Annotated in this window: 19 protein-coding genes; 5 read left to right on the top strand and 14 right to left on the bottom strand. The window is 68.0% G+C overall.

The window, feature by feature from the left end; genetic code table 11:
* The first annotated feature begins 210 nt into the window (after positions 1–210).
* The 4 genes from pdhA (at position 211) to LPN03_RS12665 (ending at position 4,481) form a co-directional block, all read left to right on the top strand.
* Complete coding sequence (pdhA, locus tag LPN03_RS12680) at positions 211–1,320, top strand: pyruvate dehydrogenase (acetyl-transferring) E1 component subunit alpha (protein ID WP_410468593.1); 1,110 nt, start codon at positions 211–213, stop codon at positions 1,318–1,320.
* Positions 1,317–2,291, top strand: coding sequence for an alpha-ketoacid dehydrogenase subunit beta (locus tag LPN03_RS12675; RefSeq protein WP_165182626.1), 975 nt, complete (start codon positions 1,317–1,319; stop codon positions 2,289–2,291). Before pdhA ends, LPN03_RS12675 begins: the two co-directional genes overlap by 4 nt.
* An 11-nt stretch (positions 2,292–2,302) precedes the next feature.
* Positions 2,303–3,616 (top strand): dihydrolipoamide acetyltransferase family protein, encoded by a 1,314-nt coding sequence (locus LPN03_RS12670; RefSeq protein WP_165182627.1) that lies wholly within the window; start codon positions 2,303–2,305, stop codon positions 3,614–3,616.
* 85 nt (positions 3,617–3,701) lie between these two features.
* Positions 3,702–4,481: an SGNH/GDSL hydrolase family protein gene (locus LPN03_RS12665; protein ID WP_165182628.1), complete on the top strand. Its 780-nt coding sequence runs from the start codon at positions 3,702–3,704 to the stop codon at positions 4,479–4,481.
* On the opposite strand, the gene LPN03_RS12660 is transcribed toward LPN03_RS12665, so the two are convergent.
* The 5 genes from LPN03_RS12660 to ald all read right to left on the bottom strand — a co-directional run bounded on the left by LPN03_RS12660 (position 4,478) and on the right by ald (position 9,216).
* Positions 4,478–5,791: a PLP-dependent aminotransferase family protein gene (locus LPN03_RS12660; RefSeq protein WP_165182629.1), complete on the bottom strand. Its 1,314-nt coding sequence runs from the start codon at positions 5,789–5,791 to the stop codon at positions 4,478–4,480. The genes LPN03_RS12665 and LPN03_RS12660 overlap by 4 nt on opposite strands.
* Before the next feature lie 59 nt (positions 5,792–5,850).
* A complete protein-coding gene (locus LPN03_RS12655) occupies positions 5,851–6,492 on the bottom strand; it encodes a hypothetical protein (RefSeq protein ID WP_262454480.1) in 642 nt (213 codons plus the stop codon).
* A gap of 123 nt (positions 6,493–6,615) precedes the next feature.
* Positions 6,616–7,236, bottom strand: coding sequence for a dihydrofolate reductase family protein (locus LPN03_RS12650; protein ID WP_165182631.1), 621 nt, complete (start codon positions 7,234–7,236; stop codon positions 6,616–6,618).
* Positions 7,233–8,024: an alpha/beta fold hydrolase gene (locus LPN03_RS12645; RefSeq protein WP_165182632.1), complete on the bottom strand. Its 792-nt coding sequence runs from the start codon at positions 8,022–8,024 to the stop codon at positions 7,233–7,235. The genes LPN03_RS12650 and LPN03_RS12645 overlap by 4 nt, the downstream gene beginning before the upstream one ends.
* A 79-nt stretch (positions 8,025–8,103) precedes the next feature.
* Entirely contained in the window at positions 8,104–9,216 is a 1,113-nt protein-coding gene (gene ald / locus LPN03_RS12640; protein ID WP_165182633.1) for an alanine dehydrogenase, read from the bottom strand.
* A 232-nt stretch (positions 9,217–9,448) separates the two neighbouring features.
* Between ald and LPN03_RS12635 the strand changes: the two genes are divergently transcribed.
* Complete coding sequence (locus LPN03_RS12635; protein WP_165182634.1) at positions 9,449–10,675, top strand: PucR family transcriptional regulator; 1,227 nt, start codon at positions 9,449–9,451, stop codon at positions 10,673–10,675.
* Between the two features lie 3 nt (positions 10,676–10,678).
* Here the strand turns inward: LPN03_RS12635 and sucB are convergent, their stop codons facing one another.
* The 9 genes from sucB to aceB all read right to left on the bottom strand — a co-directional run.
* Positions 10,679–12,136 carry a 2-oxoglutarate dehydrogenase, E2 component, dihydrolipoamide succinyltransferase gene (gene sucB / locus LPN03_RS12630; RefSeq protein ID WP_410468592.1) on the bottom strand — a complete coding sequence of 486 codons (1,458 nt, stop codon included), beginning with the start codon at positions 12,134–12,136 and terminating at the stop codon, positions 10,679–10,681.
* Complete coding sequence (allB, locus tag LPN03_RS12625) at positions 12,090–13,499, bottom strand: allantoinase AllB (RefSeq protein WP_262454478.1); 1,410 nt, start codon at positions 13,497–13,499, stop codon at positions 12,090–12,092. Before allB ends, sucB begins: the two co-directional genes overlap by 47 nt.
* Positions 13,492–14,646, bottom strand: coding sequence for a glycerate kinase (locus LPN03_RS12620; protein ID WP_262454477.1), 1,155 nt, complete (start codon positions 14,644–14,646; stop codon positions 13,492–13,494). Before LPN03_RS12620 ends, allB begins: the two co-directional genes overlap by 8 nt.
* 9 nt (positions 14,647–14,655) lie before the next feature.
* On the bottom strand, positions 14,656–16,440 hold the full coding sequence (gene gcl / locus LPN03_RS12615; RefSeq protein ID WP_262454476.1) for a glyoxylate carboligase: 1,785 nt from the start codon (positions 16,438–16,440) through the stop codon (positions 14,656–14,658).
* A 49-nt stretch (positions 16,441–16,489) separates the two neighbouring features.
* On the bottom strand, positions 16,490–17,428 hold the full coding sequence (locus LPN03_RS12610) for a 2-hydroxy-3-oxopropionate reductase (protein ID WP_262454489.1): 939 nt from the start codon (positions 17,426–17,428) through the stop codon (positions 16,490–16,492).
* Positions 17,395–18,186 carry a hydroxypyruvate isomerase family protein gene (locus LPN03_RS12605; RefSeq protein WP_165182640.1) on the bottom strand — a complete coding sequence of 264 codons (792 nt, stop codon included), beginning with the start codon at positions 18,184–18,186 and terminating at the stop codon, positions 17,395–17,397. Before LPN03_RS12605 ends, LPN03_RS12610 begins: the two co-directional genes overlap by 34 nt.
* 276 nt (positions 18,187–18,462) lie before the next feature.
* Positions 18,463–19,275, bottom strand: coding sequence for a bifunctional allantoicase/(S)-ureidoglycine aminohydrolase (locus LPN03_RS12600; protein ID WP_262454475.1), 813 nt, complete (start codon positions 19,273–19,275; stop codon positions 18,463–18,465).
* Positions 19,276–19,286: 11 nt separating this feature from the next.
* The gene (locus LPN03_RS12595; RefSeq protein WP_165182642.1) at positions 19,287–20,555 is read right to left on the bottom strand and encodes a DUF6986 family protein; all 1,269 of its coding nucleotides are present in this window, start codon (positions 20,553–20,555) and stop codon (positions 19,287–19,289) included.
* On the bottom strand, positions 20,552–22,084 hold a 1,533-nt coding region (aceB, locus tag LPN03_RS12590), incomplete at its 5' end, for a malate synthase A (RefSeq protein ID WP_262454474.1). The genes LPN03_RS12595 and aceB, both read right to left, overlap by 4 nt.

The following is a 22,084-nucleotide window of genomic DNA, read 5'->3' as shown; positions in this document are numbered from 1 at the left end:
TCGCGGAATAGATTCCCGTAGCGGCATATATTGACACCAACGAGTTGGCGCAGCGGGCCGTGTGGCACGCCGTGGGTCAGCAAACGAGGAGACCGTATGGGCGCTGCCCAGCAATCTGCCACCGGCATCGGATCTGAGAACGGAACCCGGGTGGGCCCCGCGGGCGCATCTGCGGGTGTCCTGCAACCCCACACCGTGGGGGAGCGGGACATGGTCCAGCTCCTGGACGCCGCCGGTAACCGCCGGCATGAGGACACCTTCGGCCCCTACGTGGATGAGCTGGACGCGAAGACCCTGCGCGGTTTCTACCGCGACATGGCGGTGGTGCGGCGCTTCGACGCAGAGGCGACGGCACTGCAGCGCCAAGGTGAACTGGCCCTGTGGGTGCCCGTGGTGGGCCAGGAAGCCGCCCAAATCGGTTCCGGCCGAGCCATGCGCCCGGCCGACTACGCGTTTCCCACCTACCGTGAGCATGGCGTGGCCCTGACCCGCGGCCTGGACCTGGCGGATCTGCTGAAGCTGTTCCGCGGCATTTCCAACGGCGGCTGGGACCCCCGGGAGAACAACTTCCACCTTTACACGCTGGTGCTTGCCGCCCAGACCCTGCACGCCGTGGGGTACGCCATGGGCATCCAGCGCGACGCGGCTGCGGACAGCGCAAGCGAGCCGGCCGCCGTCGTCGCCTATTTTGGGGACGGGGCCAGCAGCGAAGGCGATGTCCACGAATCCATGGTGTTTGCCGCCTCCTTCAACGCCCCCGTGGTGTTCTTCTGCCAAAACAACAACTGGGCCATTTCCGTGCCGTTTGAGGTGCAGTCGAAGGTGCCGCTGGTGAACCGGGCCGGCGGCTACGGCTTCCCCGGCATCCGGGTGGACGGCAATGACGTCCTGGCTGTCTACGCCGTGACCCAGTGGGCGCTTGACCATGCCCGCAGCGGTAAGGGCCCCGTGCTGATCGAGGCCTCCACCTACCGCGTGGGCGCCCACACCACGGCCGACGACCCCACCAAATACCGCGCCAGCGCTGAGGAGGAGGCGTGGAGGGCAAAGGATCCGCTGCAGCGGCTGGAGACCTATCTGCGCGCCGAAGGCCTGGCCGATGACGACTTTTTCGCCCAGGTGAAGAACGACGGCGACGAGCTGGCTTCCCATGTCCGCCGCGCCACGCTGGCCTTGGGTGGCGCCAACATCCGGCAAAAATTTGCCACCGTCTACGCCGAGGCGCATCCGCTGGTTGCCGAGGAACTGGCCTGGTTCGAGAACTATGAGGCGGGCTTTGCCGCCGCCGACACACAGACTTCCCAGGGCGGTGCCGCATGAAGACAATGACCATTGCCAAGGCGATCAATGAAGGCCTGCGCGCCACGCTGGCCAACGATGCCAAAAGCTTCCTCATGGGTGAGGACATCGGCTCCCTGGGCGGGGTCTACCGGGTCACCGAGGGCCTCAAGGCGGAATTTGGCGCCCACCGCGTCATGGACACGCCGCTGGCCGAGTCCGGGATCATCGGCACCGCGATCGGCATGGCCCTGCGCGGACACCGCCCCATCTGCGAGATCCAGTTTGACGGCTTTGTCTTCCCCGGTTTCAACCAGATCACCACGCAGCTGGCCAAGATCCATACCCGTTCCGACGGCCAGCTCAGCGCCCCCGTGGTGATCCGCATCCCCTACGGCGGCGGCATCGGCTCCATTGAGCACCACTCCGAATCCCCGGAAGCCCTGTTTGCCCACACGGCCGGGCTGCGCATCATCACCCCCTCCAACGCCAACGACGCCTACTGGATGATCCAGCAGGCCGTTTCGTGCAAGGACCCCGTGATCGTGTTTGAACCCAAGCGCCGCTACTGGCTCAAGGGCGAGGTCGACACGGAAAACAACCCCGGTGACCCGTTCACCGCCCACGTGGTCCGCGAGGGCAGCGACGCCACCATTGTCGCGTACGGTCCGCTGGTCCCCGTGGCCCTGGCGGCCGCCAATGCCGCGGCCGACGACGGGCACAGTGTGGAAGTCATTGACCTGCGCTCCATCTCGCCCATCGACTTCGACACCGTGGAAGCGTCGGTCAACAAGACCGGCCGGCTCATCGTTGCCCATGAAGCCCCCACCTTTGGCGGCATTGGCGGCGAAATTGCCGCACGCATCAGCGAACGCTGCTTTTACTCCCTGGAAGCCCCGGCCATCCGCGTGGGCGGCTTCCACATGCCCTACCCGGTGGCACGCGTGGAGGAACACTACCTGCCGGACATTGACCGCATGCTGGAGGCGCTGGACCGCGCCTTCGCATACTAGGAAGGCCACGCATGTCGACCTCGAATATTTTCAAGCTGCCGGACGTCGGCGAAGGCCTGGTGGAGGCCGAAATCGTTGCCTGGCAGGTCAAGGCCGGGGACATTGTGGCGGTCAACGACGTGCTGGTGGAGATTGAAACGGCCAAGTCCATTGTGGAGCTGCCCTCCCCCTATGCGGGTGTGGTGGCGGAACTGTTGGTGGCCGACGGCGACACCGTGGAGGTGGGAACCCCCATCATCCGCATCGGCGGCTCCGCCGCGGCTCCGGAGGAATCCGCCTCCCCGGCGACGCCCGCCGACGTGCCAGCCGAGGCCCCTGCCATGAAGCCGCTGGTTGGTTCAGGCCCCAAGGCCGACGCCGTTCGCCGCCGCCCGCGGGCAGGCTCCCCGGCCGCTGTGGAGGCAGCCCCTGCCGCCCCGGCAGCCCCGGCCCCCGCAAACCGCGTGCTGGCCAAGCCGCCCGTGCGCAAGGCCGCCAAGGACCTGGGCATCAACCTGGCGGACGTGGCCCCCACGGGCCTGCGCGGGGAGGTCACGAAAAAGGACCTGCTCAGCCACCGGGACCAGCAGGCTGCAGGGCCAGCAGCGGCGGGAGACTTCTGGGCGCACGCCCCCGGCCCGGCAGTGGCGGAGGACCCCCGCATCGAGCGCATCAAGGTCAAGGGCGTGCGCAAGGCCACGGCCAAGGCCATGGTGGACAGCGCGTTTTCCGCCCCGCACGTGAGCATTTTTGTTGACGTGGATGCCTCCCGCACCATGGAGTTCGTCAAGCGGCTGAAGGTCTCCAGGGACTTTGAGGGCATCAAGGTCTCCCCCCTGCTGATCCTGGCGAAGGCAGTGATCTGGGCGGCCGCGCGCAACCCCTCCGTCAATGCCACGTGGACGGGGGATGAGATCATCATCAAGCACTTCATGAACCTGGGCATTGCCGCCGCCACCCCGCGGGGGCTCATGGTGCCAAACATCAAGGACGCGCAGGAGCTGTCACTGAAGGAACTTGCCATTGCGCTGAACGCGCTGGCCACCACGGCGCGGGCGGGCAAGACGCAGCCTGCCGACATGGCCGGCGGCTCGCTGACTGTCACCAACATCGGAGCCCTGGGCATTGACACGGGCACGCCCATCATCAATCCGGGCGAGGTGGCGATAGTGGCGTTCGGCACCATCAAACAGAAGCCGTGGGTGGTCGAAGGGGAAGTGGTGCCACGCTGGGTCACCACTCTCGGCGGTTCCTTCGACCACCGCGTGGTGGACGGGGACCTCTCAGCCCGCTTCATGGCAGACGTCGCAGCCATCATGGAGGAGCCGGCGTTGCTCCTGGACTGACCCGGGCCCGGGCAGCACAGGCTTTCACAGCCAACCTCCAGCAGTCGTTGTGGTCCCCTGCGGTCAGGGTGGCTACGCTTAACGCATGACAATCCGCCGATACCACCGAGCCGGCAGGCTTGCCAGATGGCAAGGCGGGGCCGTCCTGGCCCTCACCGTGCTGGTGCTGGTGGTGGTGGCCATTGCCGCAGCGTCGGCCTCGGGGGTCCCCACGGTTGATCCGGTCAAGGCCGTCCAAGTTGACATCATTGGGGATTCCCTGAGCACCGGGTTCAAGACTCCGGGCGACACCTGGCCGGCCCAGGCCCAGGCGCTGGTCGAATCGATGGGCCTGAAGGCGAACATCACCAACGCGTCGGAAAACGGCGCGGGCTACGTCCAGCAGGGCGAGGGAGCCGATGTTTACCTGGACCTGGTCAACCGCATAGTGAACTCCCAGTCCCAGGTGGTCATGCTGTTTGGCTCGGACAACGACACTGGCGCCTCAGGCGTGGATGGGGCCATGCAGCAGACCCTGGCCCGGGTCAAGGTGCTGGCCCCAGATGCCAAGGTCATAGTGGTGGGGCCGACGTCGGAGTCCAATGACACCGCCGGCCAGCTCACCGGGATTCGCCAGTCACTGGCCAAGCAGGCATCCGCCATAGGTGCACGGTTCATTGACCCGGTGGCACTGGGCTGGTTCCAGGGCGAAGGTGCGAAAAACCTTGCGGATGACCTGGAGCATCCCAACAGTGCCGGGGAGAAGTTCCTGGCCCAGGCCATGACAGCGATCCTGGCGCCTGACATCAAGTCCGCCATGCGCCAGGACCAGCTGAAAAAGGCCATCTCCGGGAAGGTGCTGCTGGGCACCCCGCAGAAGGGCTAGTTTGCGGCGATGGCCTCCGCGAGGACCGGGGCCAGCCGGCGCACGCCTTCGCGCAGCGATTCGGGCGGCACGGCACTGAAGGCCAGGCGCAGCTTGTTGCTGGGGCCCTCGGCTGCCGAGAAGGCCGCGCCGGGCACAAACACCACCCCGGCGTCGATGCCCTTGTAGAGCAGCGGGTAGGTGTCGATCCCTTCCGGCAGTGTAAGCCAGACAAAGAAGCCGCCTTCGGGGCGCGTCCAGGTGACGCCGTCCGGCATGAACTCATCCAGCGCGGCAAGCAGGGCCGTGCAGCGTTCCTCGTACAGCTTGCGGTACGTGCTGATTTGGCCCATCCAGTCGTAGTTGCGCAGGTAGTCGCTGACCAGCATTTGGTTGAAGGTGGGCGGGCACAGGGTGACTGCCTCGCTGGCCAGGTAGTACCGCTGCTTCAAGTGGGCCGGCACCAGCGCCCACCCTATGCGCAGGCCGGGGGCGAAAATCTTGGAGAAGGAGCCCAGGTAGAGCACGTCCTCAGGGTTCGCCGCGCGCAGCGGTGCCGGCAGGACGCCGTCGAACTTCAGCAGGCCGTAGGGGTTGTCCTCCACGACAAGGATATTCGCCTCGCGGCATATATCCACGATTTCCTGGCGGCGCTCCGGGGCCAGCATCACCCCGGAGGGGTTGTTGAAATTGGGGATGGTGTAGAGCAGCTTGATGCGCTTGCCAGCGGCTTGTAGCGCGGCAATGCGTTCGCGCAGCAGGGACGGGATGATGCCGTGGCCATCGCCTGCCACAGGCTGGACATCAACCTCGTAGGCCTCGAAGGTGTTCAGCGCGCCCACATAGGTGGGGTCCTCGAGCAGGATGACGTCGCCGGGGTTGCAGAACACCTTGGCGGCCACATCCTGGGCGGACTGTGACCCGGCCGTGATGACCACATTCTCCGGGTCGGCGTCGGGAATGCCTTCGGCCGCCATGACTTCGCAGATCTGCGTCCGCAATTCCAGGGTGCCCTGGCCGCCGCCGTACTGCAGGGCCTCCAGGCCGTGTTCGGCAATGATTGCCGCGGCAGTGGCGCCCAGACGTTCCAGGGGAAGCGACTGAAGGTACGGGTTGCCGCCGGCCAGCGAGACGAGCCCGGGCTGCATGGAAATCTCAAATACGTCGCGCACGGCGGACTGCTTGATGTTTGCGGCACGCTCGGAAAGCAGGGCGTCGTGGCGGTGTGGGGGCGTGGCCGTGGCGGTGGCATGGGCCCGGCCCAGTGCGTCGACGGCTTCTTCGGACAGGGTTTCGGCGGCTGCATTGGCGCCGGCGGCTGGAGTGTTCACCGTGTCAGGATACAACCATTGTTGCTAAATAGGCATCAAAAGTTTTTACAGGAATGCTTCTATTTCAAACTCAGGGCATCTTTCAACGTTTTTCCGTTGATGGTGATGGCAACGGGTGTGCCGGCGGCCTGCTTTGCCGTCAGCAGGAGCTGCTGTTCCACCCTGGGGATGTCGCATTCCCCGCCCATCGCCAGCGTTCCTGTCAGGTGGGCCGTGACGGCGGGGCCGCTGCGGTACACGGATTCCACCGAGAGCTGCGACTGCCACAGGGCGTTGTCCAATCCGGACTGGCCCAGCTGCCGGGAATGGTCGGACAGCAGGGCCCGGAGTGCGCCCTCCACGGGGTCGGTGTAGCTGATCGACGCACTGGTCACGGCCACCGCGCTGTCGCCGCAGCCCACCAGCGGGCCGGAGGCGCCGCCGTCGCCTTGGGCGATGTAGAACAAGGTGACCGAGGCCGTGGTGGGAAGGACGGTGGGTTCGTCCGTTGCTGTCGGCGGGACGGGCGCCATCGCCGAAGTCCCTTGGGTGGCCGCCGCCGTGGACGACGCCGTTGCCTGGCTATGTCCTGTTCCCCCGCCCCCCGTCGGGGTGCCGCTGGCCGCCGGGCCGGCAGGCGTTCCCGTGCATCCGGCCAGGGCAATGGCAGAGCCGGCCAGCAGGGCCAGCCATGGGTGCGGGGTGTGGCGTGTCCGGAACATGGGATCCTCCTCGGCGGGTCCCTTCACCTTGCGGACCCGGTCCCACGAGCCTACGGGCGCGGCAGGTGGAACCCTAGGGAGCCGGGGGAAAGGGGGCCGAAGAGCAACCTCATTGCGGCGCAGTCACGGAGTGGTGCGCCTGTATGTCAGATGGGTCACGAGGCGGGTGGCGCGGGCTCCAAGTTGCTCGAACTCCGTGAGGGGCAGTCCGGAAAAAAGCCGCTCTCCGGCCCCGAGCACCACGGGGGCGACATGGAGGCGCAGCTCGTCGATCAGGCCCGCAGCCAGGTATTGGTTGATGGTTGCGGCGCCTCCGCCAATGGCGACGTTGCGCTCCCCGGCGGCTCGGCGGGCCAATTCCATCGCTGCCTCCGGGCCGTCCGCAACGAAATGGAACGTGGTGCCGCCAGCCATTTCAATGGACTGGTGGGGGTGGTGGGTGAGCACAAAGACGGGAGCGTGGTACGGCGGGTCCTCGCCCCACCAGCCGCGCCACGGGCCGTTTGCCGCGCCGTCCCAGGACTCCCATGGGCCGCGCACGGGGCCGAACATGTTCCGGCCCATGATGAACGCGCCCGCGTCGGTGATGGCCGCCAGCTCCGGCGCATTTGCGTCGGGATCGTCAAACATCCATGTGTGCAGGACAGTGCCGGCGCCGACGCCGAGGGGGTGCTCCAGGCTCTGGTCCGGGCCGGCCACATAGCCGTCCATCGAAATGCCCACATCACAGGAAACCAAGCTCATGCCAGGCTCCCCAGAAACGCCGCGATCCTGGTGGCCATCACGTCCGGCTCCCAGCTGTGGTTCGCGGCAGGGATGACGCCGGTGCTTCCGTGGGGCACGTTGGCGGCGATGGAGTCGGCGGCCGGCGGCATGATGGGCAGCGTCTGTTCGCCGACAAGGGCCAGCGTGGGTGCCTGGATGGACGCCCACAATTCGGCGCGCGGGGCCGACTGGGTCCAGGCCAGCGACTCCGTGTCCGCTTCCAGTGACGGCCCCATGGAGGTCATGACCGGCCAGCCGGGACTGCTCCGGGCGCCCTCCAGCCATTCCGGCGGCATGTCCTTCATGTAGTAGGCGATGACGTCATCGCCGTCCCCCGCCGCAAGTTTCTCGCGCAGGCCAGCCAGGTTGGCCGCGCTGTCGGTGCCCAGTTCCTCACCCAGCGGGGTCTCCCACAGCACCATGGCTGTGACGGGCAGTCCGGCTGCGGCGGCAGCCAGGCAGATTGAGCCGCCGGAGGAACTGCCGAACAGCGCCGACGGCGCCCCGGCCGCGTCGATGAGCGCACGGAGGTCCTCAATGGTGTCCGCCAGCGTAAACGAGGGCGCCTGGGCGCTTTCACCGCGTCCCCGGCGGTCGAAGTTGATCACCGTGTACCCGCGGGCGGCCAGGAGCTTGGCCATGGCAACGGTGTTGGAGTCGAAGCCGCGGAACTGCATGGCGCCGCCCACCAGGATGACGGGCGGGCCCGATCCGTCGGCGTCGTAGGCGATCCTGGTGCCGTCGCTGGAAGTGGCGAAACTGCTCATGGCAAACGCTCCTTAAGGTTCTCTGGACGGCACGCTACGCTGCTGCGCGCGTGCCGTCCAGCACTTTTTGCCCCGCAGCCTAGACCAGCTGGCGCCAGTCGTCCGCCAGCGGCAGGCCGTGTGCGGTGGAAACAGAGTGGTGGGCCACCTGCCCGCCCGCCACGTTGAGGCCCGCAACCAGTGCCGGGTCTGCCTCCAGCGCGGCGGCGGCCCCCTTGTTGGCCAGCGCAAGCGCGTAGCGGAGAGTGACATTCGTCAGCGCGTAGGTGGAGGTGTTGGGCACGGCGCCGGGCATGTTCGCCACGCAGTAAAACACGGAGTTGTGGACCGTGAACGTGGGGTTTTCGTGCGTGGTGGGGTGTGTGTCCTCGAAGCAGCCGCCCTGGTCCACGGCAATGTCCACCAGCACGGAGCCGGGCTTCATCTTGGCCACGAGCTCATTGGTGACGAGCTTGGGCGCCTTGGCGCCGGGAATCAGCACCGAGCCTATGACCAGGTCCGCCTGCAGCAGGGCGCGCTCGATTTCCAGCGAATTGGAGGCCACTGTCTTCAGCCGGCCCTGGTAGTGGTCGTCGAGCTGGTGCAGCCGGTCAATGTTGATGTCCAGGATGGTCACGTCCGCACCGGCGCCGATGGCCATGGCCGCCGCATTGGTGCCGGACACGCCCGCGCCCAGGATCACCACATTGGCGGGCCGGACGCCGGGGACGCCGCCAAGCAGGATGCCCTTGCCGCCGGCGGGGGCCGTCAGGCATTGCGCGCCGACCTGCACCGAAAGCCGGCCCGCCACCTCGGACATGGGCGCCAGCAGCGGCAGGGCCCGGCCGATCTGCACCGTTTCGTAGGCGATGGCGGTGACGCCGCTGTCCATGAGGGCGCGGGTCAGCTCCGGCTCGGCCGCCAGGTGCAGGTAGGTGAACAGCACCAGGCCCTTGCGGAAGTACGGGTATTCAATGCTGATGGGCTCCTTGACCTTGACCACCATGTCGGCACGGCCCCAGACCTCGGCCGCGTCGGTGACCAGTTCGGCGCCGGCGCCGGCATATTCCTCATCCGTGATGCTTGAGCCGGTCCCGGCGCCGCGCTCCACCAGCACAGTGTGGCCCTGGCGGGTGAATTCGTGCACGCCGGAAGCCGTCATGGCCACGCGGAATTCGTTGTTCTTGATTTCCTTGGGAACGCCGATGATCATTGTTTTTCCTTCTCAATGGGCCGATGCGGGCCGTAAATTTCCGGTGCGGCTGGTGTCCGCCTTGATACAGCCCACACTATGTCCGGATTGTGGGTCAGCTCATGGCCGGCGGAGGTGCCCGGGCAGTGGAAACCGCGCCATTGCTGGACTCCTTGGATCCCCAGCCCGACATTTGTCGAATCCCGCAGGGCCAAGTGTCGCCCACTGTCTGTTCTGCCCGTACGCTGAAACCATGCGAAACCAGGAGATCGAGGACCTTGTGGAACAGCTCGCGCTGGAACTGGGCCGCGGGCTCTCCCTGGAGGACCTTGACGGGCTGTTGCTGGCGTACAGCGCCAACCAGTCCCATGCCGACCGGGTGCGGGTGAACTTCCTGCTCAGCAAGCGCGTTCCCGCGGACGTCAGCAGCTGGCAGCTTTCCCATGGCATCGCCGCCGCCGTGCGGCCCGTGGTGGTCCCCGCCAATGCTGAACTGGGCATGCTGGGGCGGGTCTGCGTGCCGCTGCTGGTCCGCGGATTCCGCGTGGGGTACCTCTGGGTCCAGCAGGACGTCCAGGAGCAAAGCGCGACGGCGATCCTCGCCCAGCTGCCCCAAGTCCGGGATTCGCTGGACCTCCTGGCCACCCTGCTGCTGGATTCCAACACGGCCGAATCCAGCCAGCGCCGCGCCCGCGAACAGCAGTTCCTGGCAGCCGCGGACGGCGACAGGCACGCCGTGGACATTGTCGGCGAATGGCCCGAGGTCCGGCAGCGCGGGCCGTGGCAGGCGGCCACCGTGTATGCCTCCCCGGGCATGCCTCTGGACCGGCCCAAACAACGTCCTGTGCGGGACCCGCTCGCCGCAGCCCTGGTGCACCGCAGCGCCGGGCTGCAGGCCACCGTCGGCATCGACACTGCCCTGTTTACGGCAGGCCTGGGCTCGCACACGGTGATGCTGCTGCGGTCCACGCAGGGCCGCACTGCCCATGCCGCGGTGCTGGGGCGCTACGCAAGTGAGCTGGCCAAGCGGACGGGGGAGCCGGCGTCGAACGTGGTGATGGGCATCAGCGAGCCGTTCGCCTCGCTGCGGGCCCTGGCCGCGGCGTACCGGGAATCGCGGATCGCGGCGCAGGCGGCGGTGGTGGACCCCGTCCTGGGGGAAATCCTGGATGTGCGCGGCGCCGGCGTGTATGAGGTGCTGGCCGGGGGTTCTGCGGATCCTGAAGACAGCGTCTACTACCGGCTGATCAGGGGGCGGCCGGATGCCGATGAGCTGTTTCCCGTGCTGGAGCTGCTGTATGACAACGACGGCGCCGTGGCCGGGATTGCCGAGCGCCTCCACCTGCACCGCTCCACCGTGTACAACAGGATTTCCCGGGTCCGCGGGATCATCGGCGCGGACCCGCTGGCCGGCCGGGTCAGGCTCGAATTGCACCTGGCCCTGAAGGCGGCCCGCTGGGCGGGCCGCCCCCGGATTTAGCGCCTACGCATCGAAGTCGGCGGCTTCCAGGCGGCGCGTGACGGCCTGCAGGAAGCGGCCGGCGTCGGCCCCGTCCACCAGGCGGTGGTCGTACGTCAGGCACAGGTACATCTTGTGCCGGATGCCCAGCACGTCGGCCCCGTCCCGGTCCGTCACCACGCCGGGGCGCTTGACGATGGCGCCGACGCCGAGGATGCCCACCTGCGGCTGGTTGATGATCGGGGTGTCGAACAATGCCCCGACGCTGCCGATGTTCGTGATCGAGAACGTGCCGCCGGAGAGCTCATCGGCGCCGATGGAACCGGCGCGTGTGCGGGCTGCGACATCGGCGATGCCACGCGCCATGCCGGCCAGGTTCAGGGTTCCCGCGTCCCTGACCACGGGCACCAGCAGCCCCTTCGGCGTGTCCACGGCGAACGCGAGGTGCTCGGCGCCGTGGTACGTGATTGTGCCCGCAGCTTCGTCAAACTCTGCATTGAGCACGGGATGCTGCTTCAGCGCCCCGGCCACGGCCACTGCGATGAACGGCAGGAACGTCAGCTTCACGCCGTTCCGGTCCGCGAAGCCGGCCTTGGAGGCCTCGCGCAGGCGGACCAGTGCCGTCACGTCAACCTCGTGCACCTGGGTCAGCTGCGTGGAGGCGTTCAGCGATTCGCGCATGCGCCGGGCAATGACCTGGCGGATCCGCGGCGCCTTCACGGTGGTGCCGCGCAGCGATGAGGGCACGACGGCGGCCGCCGGCCTGGGTGCCGGCGCGGCAGCTGCCGCCGGGGCCGCCGATGCCGAGGAAGCGGCAGCGAGGATGTCCTGCTTGCGGATGCGCCCGCCCACGCCGGTTCCTGTGACAGCGGAAAGCTTCACGCCGTGCTGCCGGGCCAGTCTTCGCACCAGCGGCGTGACGTAGCTGGCCGGGGTTTCGACCTGCTCGACTACCGGCGGCGGAGGGGCCGGCATTTTTGTAGGCGACGTAAAGGAGGGCGGAAGGCCGCCCGCGGCCGACGCCCGGATAGTCGCCGGAAAATGTCGGTCCGCAGCCCCGACCTCCGGGTCTCGACGCGCTCGCAGAGCTCGTCCCCAGGCGCTCCCACCGCTCGCAGGCTCGCGGCGGGTCCCTCGCGCCTGTGGGCCCAGCTCGACCACCGGGGTCTCAACCTGCTCGACCACCGGTGCCGGGGTCTCGACCACCGCGGTGCCGATGTGGGCCAGCACCTGGCCGATTTCGGCGGTCTGGTCTTCGCGGACCAGGATGGCTTCGAGGACGCCGGCAAAGGGGGAAGGCAGCTCGGTGTCGACCTTGTCGGTGGAGACCTCCAGGAGCGGCTCGTCCAGCTCGACGGTGTCGCCCACCTCCTTCAGCCACCGGGTGACGGTGCCTTCGGTGACGCTTTCGCCCAGGGCGGGCAGCAGGACGGCCTCAGGCACGGGACTCCCTGGTCCCGGGGGTCTCGACAGGCTCGACAGCCGGAACCGCCGGATTGCGCAGCAGCTTGCCCGTGGGGGTGACGCCGTCAATCTCGGCACCGGCCAGGAAGGTGCGCCGGACCACGCCGGTCAGGGATGCGCCGTCGTACGGGGTGATGGGGTTCTTGTGCTTGAGCCGGGTCACGTCCACCACCTGGGATTCGTCGGCGGCGAAGATGGAGAAATCGGCGTCGGCGCCCACGGCCAGGCGGCCCTTGGACTCCAGCCCCACCAGCTTGGCCGGTGCGGAGGACATCCAGCCGACCACTGTTTCCAGCGGGATGCCGCGCTTGCGGGCCTCGGTCCAGATGAGCGGCAGGCCCAGCTGGAGCGAGGACACGCCGCCCCAGGCCACGGCGAAGTCGCCATTTTCCAGGTCCTTCAGGTCCAGGGTGCTGGGGGAGTGGTCGGAGACGATGCAGTCGATGGTGCCGTCTTCCAGACCCTGCCAGAGCTGTTCGCGGTTGCCGGCCTCGCGGATGGGCGGGCAGCACTTGTACGCGGTGGCGCCGTCCGGCACGTCCTCGGCCTGCAGGGTGAGGTAGTGCGGGCAGGTCTCCACGGTGATCCGGACGCCGTCGGCCTTCGCAGCCGCGATGAGCGGGAGCGCCTCGGCGGAGGAGAGGTGCAGGATGTGGGCGCGGGCGCCGGTGCGGCGGGCCGCGTCGATAACCTGGGCGATGGCAGTGTTCTCGGCGGAACGGGGGCGCGAGGCGAGGAAATCGGCGTAGTGCCGGCCGGGCACGGCCGGGGCCTCCTCGATGGTCCGCGAGTCCTCGGCATGGACAATGAGCAGTGAACCGAAGGAGCCGATCTCCGCCAGGTCAGTCTCCATTTCCGCGGCTTCCAGGTGCGGGAACTCGTCCACGCCGGAGTGGATGAGGAAGCACTTGAAGCCGAATACACCCTCGTCGTGGAGGGGGTGGAGGTCCGCGGTGTTGCCCGGGATGGCCCCTCCCCAGAAGCCCACGTTGACAAACGTCTGCCCGGCGGCGGCCTGGCGCTTGAGCTCGAGGTGGGCCACCGTGGTCGTGGGCGGGATGCTGTTCAGCGGCATGTCCACCACGGTGGTGACGCCGCCGGCAGCCGCGGCCCGGGTGGCGGAGGCGAAGCCCTCCCAGTCCGTGCGCCCGGGCTCGTTGATGTGGACATGGCTGTCCACCAGGCCCGGCAGCAGGGTTTCGTCCGCGGCCAGCTCAAGGGTTTCGCGGCCTGCCAGGCCCGCGCCGAGCGGCACGACGGCGGCAATCACGCCGGCGTTCACGCCCACCTCAAATGCGCCGGTGCCTGCCGGGGTGAGGACGTTCGCGCCGCGGATGACGAGGTCAAAAGTTGTTGAGTCAGGCTGTGTTGTTTCAGACAAGGGAGGTCTCCTCTTTCAGGGCCGCGGCCAGTTCCAATCCAATGGTGGCACCGATCCGCTCCAACAGCTCCCCCGCATGGCTCATGCAGCGGGAGGTGTCGGGCTCAAGGTCGGTCAGCGCGAACGTCCGGGCAAAGCCGGCGCCGCGCAGTGTTGATTCATTCAGCGTGGTGCGCCCGCAAACGGCCAGCGTCCGGACCCCGGCCAGCTGTGCCGCGGCGGCAACCCCCACAGGGGCCTTGCCGCGCAGGCTTTGGTGGTCCAGGCTGCCCTCGCCGGTAATGACGACGGCGGCGCCGGGGATCCGCTGCGCCAGTGCAGTCAGCTCCATGACCACGTCGATTCCCGGGCGGCGGGAAGCATTCAGCACGGCCAGGGCCGCAAAGCCCACGCCGCCCGCGGCACCGGAACCCGGGTGGTCGCTGGCGTCCACCGAGTGCATGCCCAGTTCATTGGACAGCACCCGGAAGTAGCGTTCCAGGGCGTTTTCCAGCTGGTCCACCTGGGCCAGGGAGGCACCCTTCTGCGGGGCGAAGACGGCGGCGGTGCCGTCCGGCCCCAGGAGCGGGTTGTCCACGTCGCTGGCCAGGGTGAAGTGCGTGCCGGCCAGCCGGGGGTCCAGGGTTTCCAGCACGATCCGCGACACGGCGGCCAGTGCAGCCCCGCCCCGGGGGATGGGCCGCTCCCGCGCGTCCAGCAGTTTCGCGCCGAGGGCGGCAAGCATGCCGGCGCCGCCGTCGGTGCAGGCGCTGCCGCCCACGCCCAGGACAATTTCCGTGCAGCCGTGGTCCAGCGCCGCCGTCACCAGCTGGCCCGTGCCGAAACTGGACGCCGTCAGCGGGACCAGGGTGCCGCCGTCGAGCACGTTCAGGCCGGAGGCCGCCGCCATCTCGATGACGGCCGTGGCACCCTGGACGGCATAGTCCGCTTCAACGGCGCCGCCCGTGGGGCCCTCCACCGTGGCGGTGACCCGGGTGAACCCGGCGGCGATGGCGGCCTCAACCGTGCCTTCGCCGCCGTCGCCCAGCGGGACCAGCTCAATCTCCAGGCCCAGGTTCGCCGAGCGGAGGCCCGCGGCCAGGTGGTGGGCCACCTCGGGAGCGGACAGGGACCCCTTGAATTTGTCCGGGGCTAGGATGACGCGCATGGCACGGCCCTAACCCAGCATCGACAGCGCCATGATGGCAGTCGGTGCGTCGGCTGCCGTCTCGGCCAGGTCGTTGAACTCGTTGACGTTGTCCAGCTCGGTGCCCATCGCGATGTTGGTGACACGCTCCAGGATGGCCTCGACCACCACGGGAACCTGGAACTCGTCCATGAGCCGCTTGGCTTCGGCAAACGCGGCGGGCATGTCCTCAGGGCGCTCCACGCGGACCGCCTTGCAGCCCAGGCCCTCGGCGACCTTGATGTGGTCCACGCCGTAGCCGTTGGTTTCCGGGGAGTTGATGTTCTCGAACGCCAGCGACACGTGGTAGTCCATCTTGAAGCCGCGCTGCGACTGGCGGATCAGGCCGAGGTAGGAGTTGTTGACCACCACGTGGATGTACGGCAGCTTGAACTGGGCGCCGACGGCCAGTTCCTCGATCATGAACTGGAAGTCGTAGTCGCCGGACAGGGCGACGACGGGCTGGCCGGGCTTGCCGCGGACCACGCCGAGGGCTGCCGGGCCGGTCCAGCCCAGGGGGCCCGCCTGGCCGGCGTTGATCCAGCGGCGGGGGCCGAAGACGTGCAGCATCTGCGCACCGGCAATCTGGGACAGGCCGATCGTGGACACGTACGTGGTGTCCTCGCCGAATGCCTTGTTCATTTCCTCGTACACGCGCTGGGGCTTCATGGGCACGTTGTCGAAGTGCGTCTTGCGCTGCAGGCTGCCCTTGCGTGCGGCGCACTCGTTGGCCCAGGAGGTGTAGTCCGGGACGGTGCCTGCGGCCTTGCGCTCGCGGGCGGCCTCCAGCAGCACGTCCAGGGCGGCTGCGGCGTCGGAAACGATGCCCAGGTCCGGGGCGAAGACGCGGCCGATCTGGGTTGGTTCGATGTCCACGTGGACGAACTTGCGGCCCTTGGTGTAGGTGTCCAGGCCGCCGGTGTGGCGGTTGGCCCAGCGGTTGCCGATGCCAATGACGGCGTCGGACTCCAGGAACGTCGCGTTGCCGTAGCGGTGGGCGGTCTGCAGGCCCACCATGCCGGCCATCAGCGGGTGGTTGTCCGGGATGGCGCCCCAGCCCATCAGCGTGGGGATGACGGGGATGGACAGCAGCTCGGCCAGCTCCACCAGCTGGGCGGAGGCCTCGGCGCTGATGACGCCGCCGCCGGCCACGATCAGGGGGTGCTTGCCGGCCAGCAGGATGTCCAGGGCCTTCTCGGCCTGCTTGCGGGTGGCGGCCGGCTTGTTCGGGGCCAGCGGCTCGTAGGCGTCAATGTCGAATTCGATCTCGGCCATCTGCACGTCGATGGGCAGGTCCAGCAGAACCGGGCCGGGACGGCCGGAACGCATCAGGTAAAACGCCTTCTGGAAGGCGCCGGGAATCTGGCCCGGTTCCTTGATCGTCATGGCCAGCTTGGTGACCGGGGCGGCGATGGTTTCGATGTCCACAGCCTGGAAGTCTTCCTTGTGCAGCTTGGCCACGGGGGCCTGGCCGGTGATGCACAGCATCGGGACCGAATCGGCCCAGGCCGCGTACAGGCCGGTGATCATGTCGGTGCCTGCGGGGCCGGAGGTGCCGGTGCAGACGCCGATGTTCCCTTCGGCGGCCCGGGAGTAGCCGTCCGCCATGTGGGAGGCGCCTTCAACGTGGCGGGCCAGGGTGTGGTTGATGCCGCCGTGGTCCTTCATGGCGGAATAGAACGGGTTGATGGCCGCGCCGGGCAGTCCGAAGATTTCCGTGGCGCCTTCCTTCTCCAAGATCAGGATGGCCGCGTCAACGGTGCGCATTTTAGTCATGGGGTGCTCCTTGAAAAGCAGGTGGGAAAGTCAGTGGGTGGGGGTGGTGCTACTTGCGCCCGGATGAGGCCAGGGCCTGCTTGAAGAGGCCTGAGTGGTCCAGGGCGCCGTCGCCCTGGGCCACCATGGAGGTGACCAGCTGGGCCACGGCCGAGCCAAGCGGGACGGTGACGCCGGCTTCGCGGGCGGCTGCGGTGACAATGCCTAGGTCCTTGTTGTGCAGGGCCAGGCGGAAGCCGGGGTCGAAGTTGCGGGCCAGCATCTTCGCACCCTTTTGGTCCAGGACCTTGGAGCCGGCGAGACCGCCGCCGAGGACCTTGAGGGCGGCGTCGGTGTCAACGCCGTAGGCCTCGAGGAAGACGATGGCTTCGGAGAGTGCCTGGATGTTGACGGCCACGATCAGCTGGTTTGCAGCTTTCACCGTCTGGCCGGAGCCCGAGGGGCCCACGTGGACGATCGTCTTGCCGACGGCGTTGAGCACGTCCTGGGCGTCCGCGAAATCCTTCGCGTCGCCGCCCACCATGATGGAGAGCACGCCGTCGATGGCGCCCTGCTCTCCCCCGGAAACGGGGGCGTCGAGGGGGCGGATGCCGGCCGCCACGGCGTCGTCGGAGAGGCGCTTGGCCACGTCCGGGCGGATGGAACTGGCGTCGATCCACAGGGTGCCCTTGGCGGCGTTGGCGAAGACGCCGTCGGCACCGGAAACCACTGCCTCGACGTCGGGGGAGTCAGGGACCATGGTGATGACGACGTCGGCGTCCTTGACGGCGTCGGCAATGCTGGTGGCGCCGCGGCCTCCGGCGGCGGCAAGCTTGTCAATGGCGCCTTGGCTGCGGTTGTAGCCGGTGACCGTGTGGCCTGCCTTGACGAGGTTGACTGCCATGGGAAGGCCCATGATTCCGAGACCGATAACTGCAACGTTGCTCATTGTGTGTCCTTTGCGTGAAGTGCGGGTTAGTTGCTGGCGGCGGGCTGGCGGATGGCCCAGGTGAAGGCGTCCGCTGCGGCGGCCTTGTATTCAAGCCCGATGTGGCCGGTGTAGCCCAGTTCGCGGCTGCGGGTGATCCACTCGCCGAGGGGCAGGGTTCCCGTGCCTGGGGCGCCGCGGCCGGGGTTGTCGGCGATTTGGATGTGGCCGAAGTCCTTGGCGTGGTTTTCAATGACGGCGGCAACGTCGTCGCCGTTGACTGCCAGGTGGTAGAAGTCGGCGAGCAGCTTGATGTTCTCCGCTCCGGCGTTGGCGATGACGTCCAGGGCGTCCTGGGCCGTTTTGATCGGGTAGGCGGGGGTGCCGGAGACCGGTTCCAGCAGCACGGTGCCGCCGATGGCGGCGACGCCCTTGGCGGCTGCCCGGAGGTTCTCCAGTGCTGTCTCGTCCTGCGCCTGCGCCGAGGTGCCGTCTTGGCGGTTGCCGTAGAGGGCGTTGAAGCCCTTGCAGCCCAGGCGGCCTCCGATGCCCGCGACAACGTCAATGTTGTCCAGGAACTCCTTTTCTCGGCCTGTCCAGGAGACCAGGCCGCGGTCACCGGCGGGCATGTCCCCGGCGTTGAAGTTCAGGCCCGTGAGCTGCACGCCGGCGTCGGTGATGGCGCGTTCAAATGCGGTGACCTCGGCGTCAGCCGGGACGGAGGAGGCGAAGGGCCACCAGAATTCCACGGCGTCGAAGCCGGCAGCCTTGGCGGCGGCGGGGCGTTCCAGCAGGGGCAGCTCCGTGAGGAGGATGGAGCAGTTCACTGTGTACGTCATCGTGGGGTCCTTCCCGTGGAACGTCGGCGTTCCGTTGTGGCTTGTCATTCCCTTTGATTTTCATCTAGTGGAATTTAGATTCTGCTTTATGAAAAGTCTAGGCAAGGTGTGGCGCGTAGTCAAGGGGGCTGCGGGTGTTTGATGTGTCCCACTTCATCATCCGCAGGGAAACGCCTGTCCTGACCCTCCCAAACGCAAAAATGCCGCCGCTCCCGCAAAATGCCACCGGTGGAGCGGCGGCAAAATACGGGAACGGCGGCAAAAGCCGCGGGAACCTTACGTCAGCTTGATCTGGCGGTTCATGTCCTTGTACAGCAGGTAGCGGAATTCGCCCGGGCCGCCGGCGTAGCAGGCCTGGGGGCAGAAGGCGCGCAGCCACATGAAGTCGCCGGCCTCCACCTCAACCCAGTCGTTGTTGAGCAGGTACATGGCCTTGCCCTCCAGCACGTACAGGCCGTGCTCCATGACGTGGGTCTCCGGGAACGGGATCACGCCGCCGGGCTGGAAGGTGACAATGTTGACCTGCATGTCGTGGGCCAGGTCGGAGGAGTCCGTGAAGCGGGTGGTCTTCCAGGCGCCGTTGGTGTCCGGCATCGCGGTGGGTTCCACCTCGGAATCGCTCGTGACGAAGGACTTTGCCTCGTAGCCCTCAAGGCGCTCATAGGCCTTGCGGATCCACTGGAAGGTGACCGGGCCGTCGGAGACGTTCTCCAGGCCCCAGCTGGAACCGGCGGCCAGGTACGCGTAGCCGCCCTCCTCGAGTGCGTGCAGTTCGCCCTCGAGGGTCAGGTTGACCTTGCCCTGGGTGACAAAGATGACGCCCTCCACACCGGGCTCAAACTCGGCGCGCGGCGCACCGCCGCCGGCTCCGATCTCCACAATCAGCTGCGAGAACGTGGTGGCGAAGCCGGAGATCGGGCGTGCGATGATCCAGGCCCGGGTGTTGGTGAACCCGGGCAGGTTGCTCGTCACAATGTCCGTCATGACGCCCTTGGGGATGACGGTGTACGCCTCCGTGACAATGGCGCGCTCGGTGGTCAGGTGTGTCTGCGGCGGAAGCCCGCCTGCGGGGGAATAGTACTTGCCCATCAATGAGTCCTTTACTGGTGGACGGTGGCGAGCCGCGGGTGGGCCAGCGCCGTCAATTGTGATTGGTCAAGGCCTGCCTGGGCCTGCACTTCGTCGGCGCCGACGGCTCCGCACACCACGCCGCGCAGCACAAAGTTGGCCAGCGCGCGGGCCGTGGCGGGCTCGTCCATGACGGCGCCTTCGGTGCGGGAAACGTAGTTGGCCAGCCGGGCCGCCGCGGCCGGCAGGCCCTGGCGGTAGAAGGCGTACGTGGCGGAAAAGCGGCTGGGCAGGTGTGCCGGGTGCATGTCCCAGCCCTGGTAGTAGCCGCGTTCCAGCGAACGGCGCACCAGGCGGCCGTGCAGGCGCCAGGCGTCCTCCGTGCCGTCCCCCATCGGGATGACGTTGGTGGAGCCGTCGGAGAGCCGGATGCCGGTGCCGGCCACGGCCAGCTGCATGACTTCCTTGGCAAAGTCCGCCACGGGGTGCTCCATGGACTGGTACTGCGCACTGATTTCCAGCGATGCGCTGTAATCATAGGTGCCGTAGTGCAAGGCGGTGATCCGCCCCGGCACCTCGTGCGCCAGCCGGGCCACCGGCGAGGTGCCGTCCGCGCCGATGATCAGCTGCGGTGTTTCCACCTGCACCTCAAAGCGGAGCCTGCCCGCCGGCAGCGAGTGCGCCGTCTCGAGACGCCCGACGGCGAACTCCATCGCCTTGACCTGGTCCACCGTGGTGACCTTGGGCAGTGTCAGGACAAGGCCTGCCGGCAGTTCGCCGGCGTCGGCCAGTGTGGAAACAAAGAGGTCAAGGGTGCGCAGCCCGCGGGCACGCGTGGCTTCCTCAAAGCACTTGAAGCGGATGCCGATGAACGGCGGGGCCGTCCCGGCGGCAACTGCTGCGGCCACGGCCTGGCCTGCCTTGACGGCGTCGGCGTCCTCCGCCTCGTCGCCGCGGTTGCCGTAGCCGTCCTCAAAGTCCAGGCGCAGGTCCTCGATGGGCTCGGCGGCCAGCTTGGCGGCAACGCGCGGTGCCACCTCGGCGGCCAGGGCGGCATCCTGGCCCAGCAGCGCGCCGAGGTGCTCCAGCCCGCCGTTGGCCTCGACCGTGGCCAGGGCCTGCCGGCCCCAGTCCGCGGCCAGGTCGGGGGTGAACCTGTCAGCCGGAACGTAGACGGTGTGCACGGGCTGACGGGATCCGTCGTCGCCCGGGTAGTTGCCCTCCAGCAGCCGGTCCGTGTCCTTCAGGGACGCGTCGATCTGGGCGAGGTCCGCCGCCGAAAGTGCCGGCGTCGGACTCATGAGGCCGCCGCCAGTTCGTAGGCCGGGACGGTCAGGAAGTCTGCGTAGTCCTCGGAGAGGACGATGTCGGCGATGAGGTCGCTGGCCGGCTTGTAATACTTGGCGAAGGCGGCGTCTCCCACTTCACCGTGCAGCTTGGCAGTTTCCTCGGCCAGGATTTCCGTGACCAGTTCGCGGGTGACGGTCTTGCCGGAGTCCGCGAGGGTGGCGGCGTTGTGGATCTGCTGCCACACCTGGGACCGGGAGATTTCCGCGGTGGCGGCGTCCTCCATGAGGTTGTGGATGGCCACGGCGCCGCTGCCCGAGAGCCAGACGGCCGTGTAGGCGACGGCAACGTACAGGTTCAGGCGCAGTCCCGCCTCGGTGACGGTGCCCTTGGCGGAGGCGATGTCCAGCAGCTGGGCGGCGGTGACCTCCACCTCGGGGCGCTGCTTGTCCAGCTGGTTCGGGCGCGCGCCGAGAACGGCGTCGAACACTTCCTGGCAGACCGGCACCAGGTCCGGGTGGGCCACCCAGGAACCGTCAAAGCCGTCGTTTGCCTCGCGGGTCTTGTCCGCGCGGACCTTCTCGAACGCCGCGGCGGTGACCTCGGGCTCGCGCCTGTTGGGGATGACGGCGGCCATGCCGCCCATGGCGAAGGCGCCGCGCTTGTGGCAGGTCTTCACCAGCAGCTCGGTGTAGGCGCGCATGAACGGTGCCGTCATGGTGATCTGCCCGCGGTCCGGGAGCACAAAGGCGGCGCCGGCGTCGCGGAAGTACTTGATGATGCTGAAGAGGTAGTCCCAGCGGCCGGCATTCAGGCCGGAGGCGTGGTCGCGGAGCTCGTAAAGGATCTCGTCCATTTCGAAGGCGGCCGGGATGGTCTCGATGAGCACGGTGGCCCGGACGGTGCCCTGGGGGATGCCGAGGTAGTCCTGGGCAAACACAAAGACGTCGTTCCAGAGGCGGGCCTCAAGGTGGCTTTCCATCTTCGGCAGGTAGTAGTACGGGCCCTGGCCGTTGGCGAGCAGCAGCTTGGCCGTGTGGAAGAAGTGCAGGCCAAAGTCCACGAGGGCGCCCGAGGTGGGTGCGCCGTTGAGCAGGAGGTGGGTCTCCTCCAGGTGCCAGCCGCGGGGGCGGGCGACGACGACGGACAGGGGCGCGTCCGTGCGCAGCCGGTATTCCTTGCCCTCGGGCGAGGTGTACTCGAGGGTTCCGAGGGCGGCGTCGCGCAGGTTCAGCACGGCGTCCACCACATTGGCCCACAGCGGCGTGCTGGCGTCCTCGAGGTCGGCCAGCCACACCTTGGCGCCGGAGTTCAGGGCGTTGATGGCCATCTTGGCCGGGGACGCGGGGCCCGTCATTTCCACGCGGCGGTCGGTCAGCGCCGCCGGGGCGGGGGCAACCTGCCACTCGCCGGCGCGGATCCCGGCCGTCTCCGGCAGGAAGTCCAGCCCGCCCTTGGCGGCCACGTGTTCACGCTTAGTGGTGCGCTCGGCCAGGCGCTCGATGCGGGCGGGGTTGAAGCGGCTGTTGAGCTCGGCGACGAA

The organism is Arthrobacter sp. A2-55 (genome assembly GCF_025548615.1).
Classification (GTDB): Bacteria; Actinomycetota; Actinomycetes; order Actinomycetales; family Micrococcaceae; genus Specibacter; species Specibacter silviterrae.
The sequence above is the reverse complement of the archived record's forward strand: the minus strand, read 5'-3'. Positions and strand labels throughout refer to the sequence as shown.